12 protein-coding genes are annotated in these 14,226 nt (G+C 70.5%); 3 read left to right on the forward strand and 9 right to left on the reverse strand.

Going from position 1 to position 14,226, the window contains the following annotated elements; translation table 11 throughout:
- Positions 1–109: 109 nt before the first annotated feature.
- On the forward strand, positions 110–1,753 hold the full coding sequence (gene pgm, locus WFG93_RS00510) for a phosphoglucomutase (alpha-D-glucose-1,6-bisphosphate-dependent) (RefSeq protein ID WP_336644358.1): 1,644 nt from the start codon (positions 110–112) through the stop codon (positions 1,751–1,753).
- A 130-nt stretch (positions 1,754–1,883) separates the two neighbouring features.
- Here the strand turns inward: pgm and WFG93_RS00515 are convergent, their stop codons facing one another.
- The 9 genes from WFG93_RS00515 to WFG93_RS00555 all read right to left on the reverse strand — a co-directional run bounded on the left by WFG93_RS00515 (position 1,884) and on the right by WFG93_RS00555 (position 11,058).
- Entirely contained in the window at positions 1,884–2,996 is a 1,113-nt protein-coding gene (locus WFG93_RS00515) for a glycerate kinase (protein WP_336644359.1), read from the reverse strand.
- The gene (locus tag WFG93_RS00520; protein ID WP_336644360.1) at positions 2,993–4,018 is read right to left on the reverse strand and encodes a LacI family DNA-binding transcriptional regulator; all 1,026 of its coding nucleotides are present in this window, start codon (positions 4,016–4,018) and stop codon (positions 2,993–2,995) included. The genes WFG93_RS00515 and WFG93_RS00520 overlap by 4 nt, the downstream gene beginning before the upstream one ends.
- Positions 4,019–4,175: 157 nt before the next feature.
- Positions 4,176–4,952 carry a sugar phosphate isomerase/epimerase family protein gene (locus WFG93_RS00525; protein ID WP_336644361.1) on the reverse strand — a complete coding sequence of 259 codons (777 nt, stop codon included), beginning with the start codon at positions 4,950–4,952 and terminating at the stop codon, positions 4,176–4,178.
- Positions 4,953–5,069: 117 nt separating this feature from the next.
- On the reverse strand, positions 5,070–5,933 hold the full coding sequence (locus WFG93_RS00530; RefSeq protein WP_336644362.1) for a sugar phosphate isomerase/epimerase family protein: 864 nt from the start codon (positions 5,931–5,933) through the stop codon (positions 5,070–5,072).
- Positions 5,930–7,222, reverse strand: a complete 1,293-nt coding sequence (locus WFG93_RS00535) for a dihydrodipicolinate synthase family protein (RefSeq protein ID WP_336644363.1) — start codon at positions 7,220–7,222, stop codon at positions 5,930–5,932. The genes WFG93_RS00530 and WFG93_RS00535 overlap by 4 nt, the downstream gene beginning before the upstream one ends.
- Before the next feature lie 2 nt (positions 7,223–7,224).
- Positions 7,225–8,382, reverse strand: coding sequence for a Gfo/Idh/MocA family protein (locus WFG93_RS00540; RefSeq protein ID WP_336644364.1), 1,158 nt, complete (start codon positions 8,380–8,382; stop codon positions 7,225–7,227).
- A 96-nt stretch (positions 8,383–8,478) separates the two neighbouring features.
- Positions 8,479–8,952: a MarR family winged helix-turn-helix transcriptional regulator gene (locus tag WFG93_RS00545; protein ID WP_336644365.1), complete on the reverse strand. Its 474-nt coding sequence runs from the start codon at positions 8,950–8,952 to the stop codon at positions 8,479–8,481.
- Between the two features lie 50 nt (positions 8,953–9,002).
- A complete protein-coding gene (locus WFG93_RS00550) occupies positions 9,003–9,440 on the reverse strand; it encodes a MarR family winged helix-turn-helix transcriptional regulator (protein ID WP_336644366.1) in 438 nt (145 codons plus the stop codon).
- A gap of 1 nt (position 9,441) precedes the next feature.
- Positions 9,442–11,058 (reverse strand): MDR family MFS transporter, encoded by a 1,617-nt coding sequence (locus tag WFG93_RS00555; protein ID WP_336644367.1) that lies wholly within the window; start codon positions 11,056–11,058, stop codon positions 9,442–9,444.
- Between the two features lie 207 nt (positions 11,059–11,265).
- Between WFG93_RS00555 and WFG93_RS00560 the strand changes: the two genes are divergently transcribed.
- Together WFG93_RS00560 and WFG93_RS00565 are read left to right on the forward strand one after the other, a co-directional pair.
- The gene (locus WFG93_RS00560) at positions 11,266–12,273 is read left to right on the forward strand and encodes a hydroxyacid dehydrogenase (protein ID WP_336644368.1); all 1,008 of its coding nucleotides are present in this window, start codon (positions 11,266–11,268) and stop codon (positions 12,271–12,273) included.
- A complete protein-coding gene (locus WFG93_RS00565; protein WP_336644369.1) occupies positions 12,270–14,210 on the forward strand; it encodes a DUF2264 domain-containing protein in 1,941 nt (646 codons plus the stop codon). The genes WFG93_RS00560 and WFG93_RS00565 overlap by 4 nt, the downstream gene beginning before the upstream one ends.
- The last annotated feature ends 16 nt before the right edge of the window (positions 14,211–14,226 follow it).

Genomic DNA, 14,226 nt, shown 5'->3' on the forward strand with positions numbered 1-14,226 from the left:
CGAGTCTGTGACGGCTCCGGCGCCGCAGCCCCTGACGCGTCATAGTCGTACCAGAGCCACAAGCGCAATCGAGGTGCGCATCGCGGCTCCGGCGGGGCAGACTAGCTGCATGACGAGCCGAGCTGGCCTCCCCGCGGAGGAAAACGATCTGATCGACGTCGACGAGCTGATCGCCGCCTATTACGACCGCATCCCCGACCCGTCCGATCCGACTCAGCGTGTCGCATTCGGCACGAGCGGGCACCGCGGTTCCTCCCTCACGACGAGCTTCAACGAGCAGCACATCGTGGCCACCACGCAGGCCATCGTGGATTATCGCCGCGAGCAGGGCATCCGGGGCCCGCTCTTCCTCGGCCGCGACACGCACGCGCTGTCGCTGCCCGCCGAGCGCACCGCCATCGAGGTGCTGATCGGCAACGGCATCGACGTCCGCGTGGACTCCCGCGATTCATGGGTGCCGACCCCGGCGCTCAGCCACGCCATCCTCACCTACAACCGCGGACGCGGGCTCGACGACCCCGAGCGCGCCGACGGCATCGTCGTGACCCCGAGCCACAACCCGCCGCGCGACGGCGGCTTCAAGTACAACCCGCCGCACGGCGGTCCCGCCGACACCGACGCCACGGGATGGATCGCGCAGCGGGCCAACGCGCTCATCGAGGCCGGCCTGGAAGGCGTCGAGCGCATCCCGCACGCCGACATCGACGATGACTCGATCGGGCAGTACGACTTCCGCGACGCCTACGTGCGCGACCTGCCCTCGATCATCGACGTCGAGGCGATCAAGCGTGCGGGTGTGCGCATCGGGGCCGACCCGCTCGGCGGCGCCTCCGTGGAGTACTGGGCGCTCATCGCCGAGATGCACGGTCTGGATCTCACCGTCGTCAACCCCGAGGTCGACCCGACCTGGCGCTTCATGACGCTGGACTGGGACGAGAAGATCCGCATGGATCCGTCCTCGCCCAGCGCGATGGCATCCCTCGTCGCGAAGCGCGGCGACTACGACGTGCTCACCGGCAACGACGCGGACGCGGATCGGCACGGCATCGTCACCCCGGATGCCGGACTGATGAACCCCAACCACTACCTCGCCGTAGCGATCGACTACCTGTTCTCGCACCGCCCGGAGTGGCCGCAGGACGCCGCGATCGGCAAGACGCTCGTGTCGTCGATGATCATCGACCGCGTCGCGGAGTCGCTGGACCGGCGCCTGCTCGAGGTGCCGGTAGGGTTCAAGTGGTTCGTGCCGGGTCTGCTCGACGGGTCGGTCGCGTTCGGTGGCGAGGAGTCGGCGGGCGCCTCGTTCCTGCGCAGGGACGGCAGCGTCTGGTCGACGGACAAGGACGGCATCCTGCTCTGCCTGCTCGCCGCGGAGATCATCGCCGTGACCGGGAAGACCCCGTCGGAGCGCTACCGCGAGCTCGAGCAGGAGTTCGGCGCCTCGGCGTATCAGCGCGTGGACGCCCCGGCGACGCCGGAGCAGAAGGCCACGCTGGGCAGGCTCGCCCCGGACGCCGTCAGCGCGACCGAGCTGGCCGGGGAGCCGATCACGGCCAAGCTCTCGCACGCGCCGGGCAATGACGCGGCGATCGGCGGGCTCAAGGTGCAGACCGAGCACGCGTGGTTCGCGGCGCGTCCGTCGGGGACCGAGGATGTCTACAAGCTGTATGCCGAGAGCCTGAAGGGGCCCGAGCACCTCGCGCAGGTGCAGGAGGAGGCGCGCGCGGTCGTCAGCGCCGCGCTGAAGGGCTGACCGCCGCCTCCTGGGCGTATGAGGGGTCAGAAAATGCCGCATCGCACCCCCCAGACCCGACGTTTTCTGACCCCTCATCAGTTCGCGGGGGCCTTCCTCAGAGGCTGCGTTGGTGGTAGCCGCGTTCGGCTCAGGGAAGGGGCGTGCGCAGCGCGAGCTGCCGGCCGGCCTCGTACAGCCAGCGCTGCGTGTCGGCCAGCGCCGCCGCTCCCGAGCCGGCCAGTTCGGTGAGTGAGCGGGTGTCAGCGAAGAGGCCGGTGTCGGCATCCTCGTCGATGCGCCCGGCGACGAGCAGGGCCTCGGCGCCCGCCTCCGCGGCGAGGGATGCCACGAACGACGGAACCTTGCCATCACCGGACTGTCCGTCATACGCCCCTTCACCCGTCACGACGACGTCGGCTTCGGCGATGGCATCCGCGAGCCCGATCAGGTGCGCGACCTCGGCTGCGCCGGGCAGCAGCGAACCGCCCCAGGCGAGCAGCGCGCCGCCCACTCCGCCCGCCGCGCCGGCGCCCGGCGTGCTCGGATCGAGGGCGAGCAGCTGAGCGAGTCGGGCGAGGCCGGCATCCGTGCGCCGCTGATCCTGCGGATCGACCAGCCCCTTCTGCGGTCCGAACACCGCAGCGGCTCCGCGCGGTCCGGTGAGGGGATTGGTGACGTCGGTGAGCACCTGCACCTGCGGCGCCTGGCGCAGGTGGCCGAGATCCAGCCGAGCGATGTCGGGAAGCCCGCGTGCGCCCGGCGCGACCTCGGTGCCGTCAGCGGAGAGGAAGCGCGCGCCGAGGGCGCGCAGCATCCCGGTGCCGCCGTCGGTCGACGCGCTCGAGCCGATGCCGAGCACCAGTCGCGAGACGCCGTGGTCGAGTGCGGCCGCTATCGCCTGGCCGAATCCGGTCGAATCCGCGTCGAAGGGACGCAGCTCGTCGAGCAGTTCGATCCCGGAGGTGGAAGCCATGTCGACCACTGCGGAGCCCCGCGGCGCGTCGTCGGATGCCGGCAGCAGCAGCCACGCCGTCTCGACCCGGCGTCCGGCGGGGCCGTCGACGACGATCGGCATCCGCTGCGCCCCGCGAACGGCGGCGGCGAACGCGGCGACCGTGCCCTCTCCCCCATCGGCCATCGGCCGCAGCACCGTCTCGACGCTCGGATCGATCGACAACCACGCCTCAGCCAGCACTCGCGCGGCATCGGCGGCGGTGATGGTGCCCTTGAAGCTGTCGGGCGCGAAGACGACGCGCGTCATCGGGACGTTCCCGGCGTGCTCTCGCGCACGACCACCTCGAGCACGGCGGGCGGCTGCGTCCATTCCGCATCGACGACGGCGCGGAACGCCTGCTCGCCGAGGTCGCTGAGCGGTACATGCACCGTCGTCAGGCGCGGAGTCACGTCGCTGCTGACCGGCACATCGTCGAAACCGCACACCGCGATGTCCTCGCCCACGCGGCGACCGGCATCGCGGATGGCGGTCATCGCGCCCACCGCGATCACGTCGCTCAGCGCGAAGACGAGGGTTCCGGCATCCACTCCCTCGGCCAGCGCCTCGGCCATCGCGGCAGCGCCGGACTCGCGATCGAACGACCCCCGGTGCACCCGCGCTACCTCACCGCCGCCGGCGGCGAAACCCGCCGTGAAGCCGGCCAGGCGGTCGTCCGAGGTGCGCACGCCCGCCGCCGCCGCGATCGCGATCGCGCGTCGGTAGCCGAGTCCTGCCATCTTCCGGCCCAGTCGTTCCGCACCACCGTGGTTGTCGATGCGAATGCGGCGATCTCCGCCGTCCCCGAACGTGACGGTGCGCCCGCCCAGCGCCTGGAGCGCCGACAGCTCCGCGACGCTCGACGCCCCCTGGTTCTCGGCGCGCGACGCGGCGAGGATCACACCACGCGGGCGCTGACCGCGCAATGCACGGAGGATGCGCACCTCGCGGTCGGGGTCGCGCTCGGTGATGGCCACCGTGACGATGAGCCCCTCTGCATCGGCCGAGCGTGCGACGCCGGAGGCGATGAGCCCGAAGTACGGGTCGGCGATGTCCGCTACGAGCAGCGCGATGGCCGCCGATGTGCCTCTCGCGGTGGCCTGCGCGGAGGCGTTGGCGGTATAGCCGAGTTCGTCGGCAGCCTTCTCGACACGCTCGCGGAAGGAGTCCGCCACTTTCCGTTCGGAGCCGTTGAGCACACGAGAGGCGGTTGCCAGCGAGACGCCGGCGGCGCGTGCGACATCGTGCAGCGTGGGCGGCGAGGTGCGCACGGACGCGGCATCGACGGTCATGGCCACAGCCTAGCGACGCCCCGCCCCCCGACCCGCGCTGGAGGGGTCAGAAAACGTCGCATCCCGCACTTGTCATTGCGCACTTCTTGACCCCTCATGAAAGGGGGCCACGCGCGACTGCGGAAGAGGGGTCAAGAAATGTCGCATGGAGGGCATCTCACGCGACATTTTCTGACCCCTCGTGGGGGGACGGGGGTAACAGGGCACGCAGCGTGGCCGCCTCGGCGGGCAGCAGCGCGGGATCGTCGTCGACGACGAACTCCAGCAGCGCGTCACGCGGTGGTGCGGGCTGCGCCGCGGCCGAGGCGAACAGCCGGCGCCATAGATCGCCGCGCTCCGCCAGGCGCAGCCTGTTGTCGAAAGGCCACCACGAGAAGACGTGCACGGCGCTGGTGTGCGCCGCGACCTGCTCGTACTCGACGAGGGCGACCTCATCGGGGGCGTCCACGGTGGGCTGCCAGTAGGTCGAGAGCCCCGGCACGTCGGCGAGCAGCCGCAGCGTCGCCGCCGGAGTGTCAGCGAGGGTGCGACGGTGGAACTCCAGAGACAGCGCGATGCCGCGCTCGGATGCCTCCGCGACGGCATCCCGCAGCCGCGCTGCGACCTGCGCCCAGTGCTCGGGCGTCGCCTCGTCAGATCCGGTGCGGCCGGCCCAGATGCGCACCCGGTCGGCCCCGAGCGCCGCCGCGCTGTCGATGACGGGTGTGAGCGGCTCGTAGGCGCCGGCGCGGAAGTACGAACCGTACGAGCAGACCGCGAGGCCCGCATCCGACGTCGCCGCCGCGACCTCGGCGGCACGCTCAGCGTCCCCCGGCGGCACATGCACGTCACCGCCCCACTCGATCACCTCGAGACCGGCGGATGCCGCTCGATCGGCGATCTCCTCCGGCGAGAGCTGCCGGAACGTCACCGAGCACAGTCCCGGTCTGATCATGAGCGCCTCCCTGACGGTGCCGGACCCGACGTCGCCGACATCCCTACGAAATCACATCGCGTGATCACGCCGCGCGAATCACATCGCGCGGTCACGCCGCGCGACAACATCGCGCGATCACAGGTACGGCGAGACGGTCGCCGCGAATGCCTCCGCCGTGCGCGCGACGACCTTCTCGGGTGCATCCGACCAGATGTCGGCGTTGAAGATCTCTACCTCGATGTCGCGGTCGTAGCCGGTGTCGACGACGGCGCGGGTGAGCGAGGCGAAATCGATGATTCCGTCACCCATGTAGTGCCGGGAGAGCAGCACGTCGGCGGGGAACGGCGTCTTCCAGTCGCACACCTGGTACGTCGCGATTCGTCCGTCACGGCCGGCCCGGTCGATCTGCTCGTACACCTGCGGGTCCCACCAGATGTGGAACGTGTCCACCGCGGCGCCCACCACCTCGGCGTCGAAGTCCGCGGCGATGTCGAGCGCCTGACCGAGTGTGGTCACCACGCAGCGGTCCGAGCCGAACATCGGATGCAGCGGCTCGATCGCTAGGGTGACCCCGGCGCTCTGCGCGTACGGGGCGAGCACGCCGATGGCATCCCGCACCCGCTCGCGCGCACCGCTCAGGTCGCGCGATCCCTCGGGCAGGCCGCCCGCGACGAGAACGAGCACGGCCGTGGAGCCGTCGGCACCGGCCGCGGCCAGAGCCGCCGTCTCATCGATCGCCCGACGGTTGTCGTCGAGGGCCGCATCGCGCTCGGGTCCCGCCGGAAGGGTGAAGAACCCTCCCCGGCAGTGCGTCGAGAAGCGCAGCCCGGAATCGGACAGCATCTTCCCGGCCGTGTCCAGGCCGACCTCGTTCACCGGCTCGCGCCACAGCCCGATCGACTGCACACCGGCGTCGGCGGTGACCCGCAGAGCGGTGGCGAGATCGGCGTACTTGATCGTCGCCTGGTTGATCGACAGGCGGGGGTGGGGAGTCGTCATGCGTCCAGTCCGTTCAGCTTCAGCATTGCGTGCCAGCGCTCGCGGGCGAGCTCCGGTTCCTCGAGCGCGAGCGAGGCGTTGCCGAGTTCGACGATGCGCGAGAGGTGCGGCAGACTGCGCGCGGAGTGCAGCCCTCCGACCATCTGGAACGCCGGCTGGTGACCGTTCAGCCACGACAGGAACGCGACGCCGGTCTTGTAGTAGAACGTCGGCGCGGCGAAGATCTGCCGGCTCAGCTCTTCGGTGGGGCCGAGGATGCGGCGGTAGGCCGCGTCGTCACCGTCGTCGAGGGCCTGGATCGCCGCCGAGGCGACGGGCGTGATCGCGGCGAAGGCTCCGAGCAGCGCGTCGGAGTAGGACCGCCGCGAGCCGTCGACCCCGCGGCCGCCGGCGCTCCCGCCGTCGTCGAGTGCACGGGATGTCGCCGACTGCACGCCTTGTTCACGCGAAGAACCCGCGCGCTCGGCGAGGTCCCGTGCTGTCGACGGGGAGGGTCCCGAGTCGCCGATCAGCGACACGTAGTTGAAGTCGTCGCCGGTGAACATGCGCACACCTTCGGGAAGGCGCTCGCGCACCGAGATCTCGCTCTCGGCGTTGAGCAGGCTCATCTTCACACCCGCGATCTTCGAGGGGTCCTCGGCGATGATGTCGAGCAGAACGTCCGCCGCTGCGGGCCACTCAGTCGAGCCGAAGTAGCCCTCGAGCTCGGGGTCGAACGCCGTGCCGAGCCAGTGCAGCACGACCGGGGTGGTCGCGCGATCGAGCACGGCCCGGTACACGCGCCGGTAGTCGTCGGCGGATGCGGCGACGCGGGCGAGGTGGCGGGATGCCATCAGCACCGGCCCCGCGCCCTGCTGCTCGGTGAACTCGAGCTGCGAGATGTACGCGTCGATGACCTGCTGCAGCGAGATGTGCGTCTCTTCGACGTGGTCGGTGTTGACGCCGACCACGACCGAGCCGCCCTCCTCGCGCGCCACCTGCGCGCTGCGGGCGATGAGCTCGCGCGTCGCCGCGGCATCCAGGCCCATGTTGCGCTGGGCTGTGTCCATGGCATCCGCCACGCCGAGCCCCCACGAGTACACGTTGCGGCGAAACGCGAGCGTGGCATCCCAGTCGACGTAGGCGGGCCGGCCGGGGGTGTTGTCGCCCCAGACCACGGGCACCACGTGGGCGGCGGCGTACGCCACTCGCGCACGCAGGGGCGACGTCGGGCGCGCGTAGGCGCCCGCGTCGTTGAGCGCGGCGTCGGAGAGGTCTCCGGATGCCGAGAGCAGACGGATCTTCGACATGCTCAGCTCAGGCTCAGCGTCTCGATGGCCACCTTGCGACCCTCGGCGCTCGAGGTCAGACCCGCCTCGGCGAACTGCACCCCGCGTGCACCGGCGAGCAGGTCGAACGGGTAGTCGGTGCCCAGCACGTAGGAGGTGAGGTACTCCTCCCACTGCTGACGGAAGCCGTTGAGGAAGACGTCGTTGGTGGGGACGTTCTGCCAGTCGCCGTCGTAGTCGTGGGTGTCTTCGAGGTCGGGGTTCCACACCGGCTTCGGGGTGGCGTTGCGGGGCTGGATCTTCGCGCCGAACAGTCCGACCACGGCCGAGCCGTGCGTGCCGTCGACCTGGAACTCGACGAGCTCGTCGCGGTTCACGCGCACGGTCCACGACGAGTTGATCTCGGCGATGACACCGCCCTCGAGCTCGAAGATGCCGTAGGCGGCGTCTTCGGCCGTCGCGGTGTAGTGCTCGCCCTTCTCGTCCCAGCGGTCGGCGATGTGCACGGCGGCCTGCGCGTAGACGCTCTTCACCTCGCCGAAGAGGTTCTCGAGGACGTAGTTCCAGTGCGGGAACATGTCGCTGATGATGCCGCCGCCGTCCTCGGTGCGGTAGTTCCAGCTGGGGCGCTGCGCGGGCTGCCAGTCGCCCTCGAACACCCAGTAGCCGAACTCCCCGCGCACCGAGAGGATGCGGCCGAAGAAGCCGGAGTCGATCAGGCGCTTGAGCTTCTGCAGGCCGGGCAGGTACAGCTTGTCGTGCACGACTCCGGTCTTCACCCCGGCGTCCTGGGCGAGCTTGGCGAGCTCGAGCGCCTCCTCGAGCGACTCGGCGGTGGGCTTCTCGGTGTAGATGGCCTTGCCCGCGGCGATCGCCTTGCGGATCGCGGTGGCCCGCGCCTTGGTGACGAGGAAGTCTGCGTAGATCTCCCACTGCGGGTCGGCGAGGGCCGCGTCGAGGTCGGTGGTGTAGTCCGTGATGCCGTGCTTGGCGGCGAGCTCGGCGAGCTTGGCCTCGCTGCGGCCGACGAGCAGCGGCTTGACGGTCACCTTCGAGCCGTCGGGAAGCTCGATGCCGCCCTGGTCGCGGATCGCGAGGATCGAGCGCACCAGGTGCTGCCGGTAGCCCATGCGTCCGGAGACGCCGTTCATGATGATGCCGATCTCACGCACGTCGGTCATGGTGGTCCGTTCTCTCGAGGTCAGTGGCCCGTCGAAAGTGACGGGTAAACGCTTTCCCATATGAAAGCATCTTCCCCCGCTGAGCGCAAGCGCTGCTCAGCCGGCGAGCGCGCGCAGCAGATCCGCGAAGTGGTCGAGGTCCTCGGCCGACCACTGCCGCAGCCGCTCACCGAGGCGACCCTCGTATGCGGCGCGGGCGGCAGTGACGCGTTCGACCGCCAGCGGGGTCGCGACCAGTCGTCGCGCCCGGCGGTCGTCGGCGTCGCGGATGCTGTCGACGAGCCCCAGCTCGATGAGCCGGCGCACCTGGCGGCTCACCGCTGATTTGTCGGTCTGCAGGCGCTCGATGATCTCGCCGGCGGTGCCCTGGCCGTTCACGATCGACACCAGCACCTGGTAGCCGAGCGGCTGCAGCTCGGGATGCACGGTCGCGGCAGCATCCCGCCATCCGATGCGGATCCGGGCGAAGAGGCCGCCCAGCTCGCGCTCGACACGGTGCACGGCCGCGTCGAGCGCCTCGCCTTGGAGTGGCTCCTCGGGCGCAGCCGGATCAGCGGGGGCGTCGCTCACATCGCCAGCCTAACCGTGGCCCCGTCCGTCCGACCGTCGCGCGCGGAGGCTCAGACCTCCGCAAGCAGGCGGAACGCCTTCGACGCCGCCTGCACCTCATCCGCGGTCAGCTCGGCGAGCACCGCCCGCATCCGCTCGGCGTTCTCAGCCCGCAGCACCGCGAGCGTGTCCTGTGCCCCGGCTGTCGCGGTGAGCACCCGCAGCCGGCCGTCGCGCTCGTCGGGGCGCGATTCGAGAAGCCCGAAGTCCTCCAGCATCCGGATCTGCCGGCTCACCATCGACTTGTCCATCTCGAACAGCTCGGCGAGCTGATGCGCGTTCGACCCGCCGGTGCGGGCGATATACGCCAGCAGCTTGTAGCCCGAGGGCTGCAGATCGGGATGCACGCGCGCCGCCGACTCCCGCCACAGCGCCTTCGCTCGCGCGAAGATGAGGTTCAGATGCCCCTGGAAGTCGGCGAGCGCGTCGTCGACGCTCTGCGTCTGCACCTCAGCGCACCTGCTCGCGCACGCGCCCGTCGTCCTCGACCACGCGGATGCTGCCGGTGGAGCCGCCCACCTCGGCCTGCGCGACCTCGATCGCTGAGCCCTCCGCCTGCTCGCGCAGCTGCTCGGCCGAGTTCTTGGTCGACAGCGGCTTGTTGCGGATGAACGCGATCGCGATCACGCCGATGACCGCCAGCGGCACGGCGACGATGAACGCGTCGGCGATGCCCAGGCCGTAGGCCGATTCGACCACGCGGCGGATGCTCTCGGGCAGGCTCGACATGTCGGGGACGTTGCCGGAGCCGAGCGACTTCAGAGCGCTCATCTCTTCCGGCGACTTCGGCACGAACTTGCCGAGATCGTCCTTGATGTAGGTGCCGACGTTGGTGGCGAGGATGGAACCCATGATGGTCACGCCGATGGTGCCGGCGATGGTGCGGAAGAAGTTCACGCCCGACGAGGCCGCGCCCAGCTGCTGCGGCGGGGTGTCGTTCTGCACGATGAGGGTGAGGTTCTGCATCACCATGCCCAGGCCGGCGCCCAGCACGAACATGAAGATCGCGACGAGGATGAACGGGGTGTCCCAGCGCAGGGTGGACATCAGCGAGACGCCGATGAGGGCGAGCACCGACCCCAGCATCATCCAGCCCTTCCACTTGCCGAAGCGGCTCACGAGCTGGCCGATGATGATCGAGGCACCCATCTGGCCGACGATCATCGGGATGGTCATCAGGCCGGACTCGGTCGGCGTGGCGCCGCGCGCGAGCTGGAAGTACTGGGCGAGGAACACCGAGGTGGCGAACATCGACACGCCGATGGCGATGGAGGCGATCACCGAGAGCGTGAACGTGCGGTTCTTGAACAGCGTCATCGGCACGATCGGCTCGGGCACGAGGAACTCCACGACGACGAAGGCGACGATCACGACGGCCGCTCCGATGCCGAGCACGTAGCTGGTCGAGGAGTCCCAGTCGAACTGCGAGCCGCCCATCGACACCCAGATCAGCAGTGCGGAGACGCCGACGGCGAGCAGCACGATGCCGAGGTAGTCGATCGACACCTTGACGTTCTGCGGCTTCGGCAGGTGCAGGGTGAGCTGCAGCAGCACGAGGGCGAGCACGGCGAAGGGCACGCCGACGAAGAAGTTCGCGCGCCAGCCCCACACGTCGGTGATGAACCCACCCAGCAGCGGTCCGCCGATCGTGGCGAAGGCCATGATGCCGCCGACGACGCCCATGTACTTGCCGCGCTCGCGCGGCGAGATGATGAGGGCGACGGCCACCATGACGAGCGACATCAGACCGCCGACGCCGATCCCCTGCACCACACGCACGGCGATGAGCATGTTCGTGTCGGTGGAGAAGCCCGAGATCACGGTGCCGACCGTGAACAGCACGAGCGAGAGCTGCACGAGCACCTTGCGGTCGAGCAGGTCGGCGAGCTTGCCCCAGATCGGGGTGGAGACCGCGGTCGCCAGCAGGCTGGCGGTGATCACCCAGGTGTACTGGGCCTGAGTGCCGCCCAGGTCGGCGATGATGACCGGCAGCGAGGTCGAGACGACCGTGCCGGAGAGCACGGCGACGAACATTCCGACGATGAGGCCGGAGATGGCGGTGAACACCTCACGCGCCGACCGGGTGGTGGGCGCGTGGTGGGACGGAGGGGAGGGAAGAGAGGTCAAAAGGTGCAGCTCCTGGAAGATGGTTGATCTTTCTCAACCTTATCACTATTCGTTGACACTCATCAACTATTGCCGAGCATCAACTATTCCCTGCGCGGGGACGCTAGCCTTCAGGCACCACGCCGCCCGGATAGAGGAGGATCGCGCATGACCGACGCGCGCCCGCGCGCTCACGCGCTCATGGACGTCGATGCGTTCGCACTGCTCTTCGACCCTCCGCGTCTGGATCGGCTGAACAAGCTGTCCGACGGAGCGGGGAGGATGCTGCTGCCCGACGCCGATGACCCGGCGAGCATCGCGCTGCTCGCCGAGGCGGAGATCCTCATCACCGCGTGGGGAGCACCGCGGCTCGATCGGGCTCGACTGGAGCGGATGCCGAAGCTCCGGGCCGTCCTGCATGCGGCCGGCAGCGTGCAGTGGCTGGTCTCGGACGAGTTCTGGGCGCGCGGCATCCGACTCACCTCGGCCGCCGACGCGAACGCGGTGCCGGTCGCCGAATTCACGCTCGGCGCGATCCTGCTCTGCGGCAAGCGCGTCTTCACGCATCTGCGCTCCTCCCCCGACGCCACCTGGAACGCGTGGACCGCGCGTGGGATCGGCAACGTCGACCGCACGGTCGGCATCGTGGGCTTCTCGCGGATCGGCCGGCGTGTGGTGGAACTGCTGCGGCCCTTCGACGGCATCCGCACGCTCGTCGCCGACCCCTTCGCCGACCCGCGAGCGGTCGCCGCCGCGGGCGCGACGCTGGTGCCGCTCGAGGAGATGCTGCCGCGGGTGGACGTGCTCTCGCTGCACGCTCCTGCGCTGCCGGCCACCCAGCACATGATCGCCGCAGCGGAACTTGCGGCGCTGCCCGACGGCGCGACGGTGATCAACACCGCCCGCGGCGCGCTGATCGACCACGACGCGCTGCTCATCGAATGCCGCAGCGGTCGGCTCGACGCCGTGCTGGACGTGACCGAACCCGAGCCGCTCCCGATCGACTCCGAGCTGCGCCGCCTGCCCAACGTCGCCGTCACCCCGCACCTCGCCGGATCGCTGGGCACCGAGGCACGCCGGCTCGCGGACACGGCGCTCGACGAGCTGAGCGCTTACCTCGCCGGCGCTGCCGCCCGCAATCCCGTCCATGCTGCCGACCTGGTGATCAGCGCATGACGATCCCGCTGCCCGCCGCCGATCACCGGCGGTCACCGCACACCGGCTGGACCCGCGCGCACTGGGTCGCCGTGGCCGACACGATCCTCGACGGTGCCGCCCGCCACGCCAGCCCTGCGCAGTCGCTCATCCGCTACCCCGGCGCCCCGGGCGGGCTCGGACGCGACATCGACCAGCTGGAGGGGTTCACCCGCACGTTCCTGCTGGCGGCCTTCCGCATCGCCGGCGACCCGGCCGGCACCGCCGCGCTGGCCGAGAGGTACGCGCGCGGCATCGCGGCCGGCGTCGACCCCGCGCACCCGGAGCGCTGGGTGCGCGTGGATGCGCACCCTCAGGCCAAGGTCGAAGCCGCCGCGCTCGCGGTCGGGCTGCACCTCACGCGTGACACGGTGTGGGCGCGGCTCGACGAGCGGAGCCGGCGCCAGACCATCGAGTACCTCACCCCGTTCATCGGCGGCTCCTACCCGCCGAACAACTGGGCCTGGTTCCGCCTGATCGTCTCGTTCTTCGTCGAGAGCGTGGGCGGGGTGTACTCCGACGCCGACCGCGCCGAGGATTTCGAACTGCTCGACTCCTTCGAGCTGCCGGGCGGGTGGACCCGCGACGGCGCGGCTCGCAACTTCGACCACTACTGCGGCTGGGCGCTGCCGTTCTACCCGATGATCTGGGCGCAGATGGTGGCGGGCGATCCACGCCATGCGGCACGCGTCGATCGATACCGCAGACGACTCGATGACTACCTCGACGACGCCCTGCACCTGATCGGCGCCGACGGCGGCCCGCTGATCCAGGGGCGCAGCCTCACCTACCGGTTCGCGACCGCTGCGCCGCTGTGGGCGGCAGCTCTGCACGGCGGCTCCCGACACGACGCCGGCCTGCTGCGCCGAGCCGCGAGCGGGCAGCTGTGCCACTTCGTCGAGCGGGGAGCCCCCGATGCCGACGGGGTGCTCACGCTCGGCTGGCACCAGCCCTGGCGTCCGATCGCGCAGAACTACTCGGGACTCGGCTCGCCCTATTGGGCGGCGAAGGGGATGCTGGGCCTCGCCCTGCCCGCCGATCACGAGGCCTGGACGGCGATCGAGCAGCCGTTGCCGATCGAGCGCGCACCGTTCGCGCGGGCGATCAGCGCCCCGGGATGGCTCGCCACCGGCACCCCAGACGGCACCGTGCGGATCGTCAACCACGGCACCGACCATCGCATGCCCGGCTCGCTGGAGCCGGATGCGCCGCTCTACGCCAAGTTCGGCTACTCGACGGTCACGGCACCGGTGCTCGCCGGTGCCTCCGTGACCGCGCCGGTGGACGGCGTGGTCGCGATGATGCGCGGCGACCTGCCCAGCCACCGATCGGGCTTCGTCGCGGGCCCGGTGCGCGCACTCGATGCCCGCACCGCCATCGGCTCCTCACGCAGCCGCGCGCACTGGCCGATCGGCTTCGCGCTGGTGCCCGACCACGGCGTCAGCCATCACGACGGCCCCACCGTGGTGGGCCCCTGGATCCACACCGTCTCGGTCGTCCGCGGAGCCTGGGAGGTGCGCTTCGTGCGCGTCGAGGAGGCGTCACCGGATGACGACGCGGGCGCGTCCGGCGATGCTCTGCGGATCGGAGGGTGGGCGCTCACCGCACCGGATGCCGCACCGGCAGGGACCGCCTCGGCGGCGAGCGCGCGGCTCGCCACCCGGGTGGTCGTGCTCGAGGAGGCGGCGCCGGTGGCATCCGGAGTGCTGGTGGACGACGGCATCACCCCGCTCGCCGGGCGCACCGCGGTGCCGTGGCTGGAGATCGTCCCCGTGCTCGGTCGCTGGCACGCGTTCGGCGTCGTGCTCGGCACACCGGAGGATGCCGCGCACGCGCCGCGCCTCGACGGGATGACGATCACCTGGCCCGACGGCACCGCGACGACGGTGCCGGATCTGCCGCCGACCGTACGCGATTAGGCTCGACACGACGGCT

Source organism: Microbacterium sp. USHLN186 (genome assembly GCF_037145155.1).
Lineage (GTDB): Bacteria > Actinomycetota > Actinomycetes > Actinomycetales > Microbacteriaceae > Microbacterium.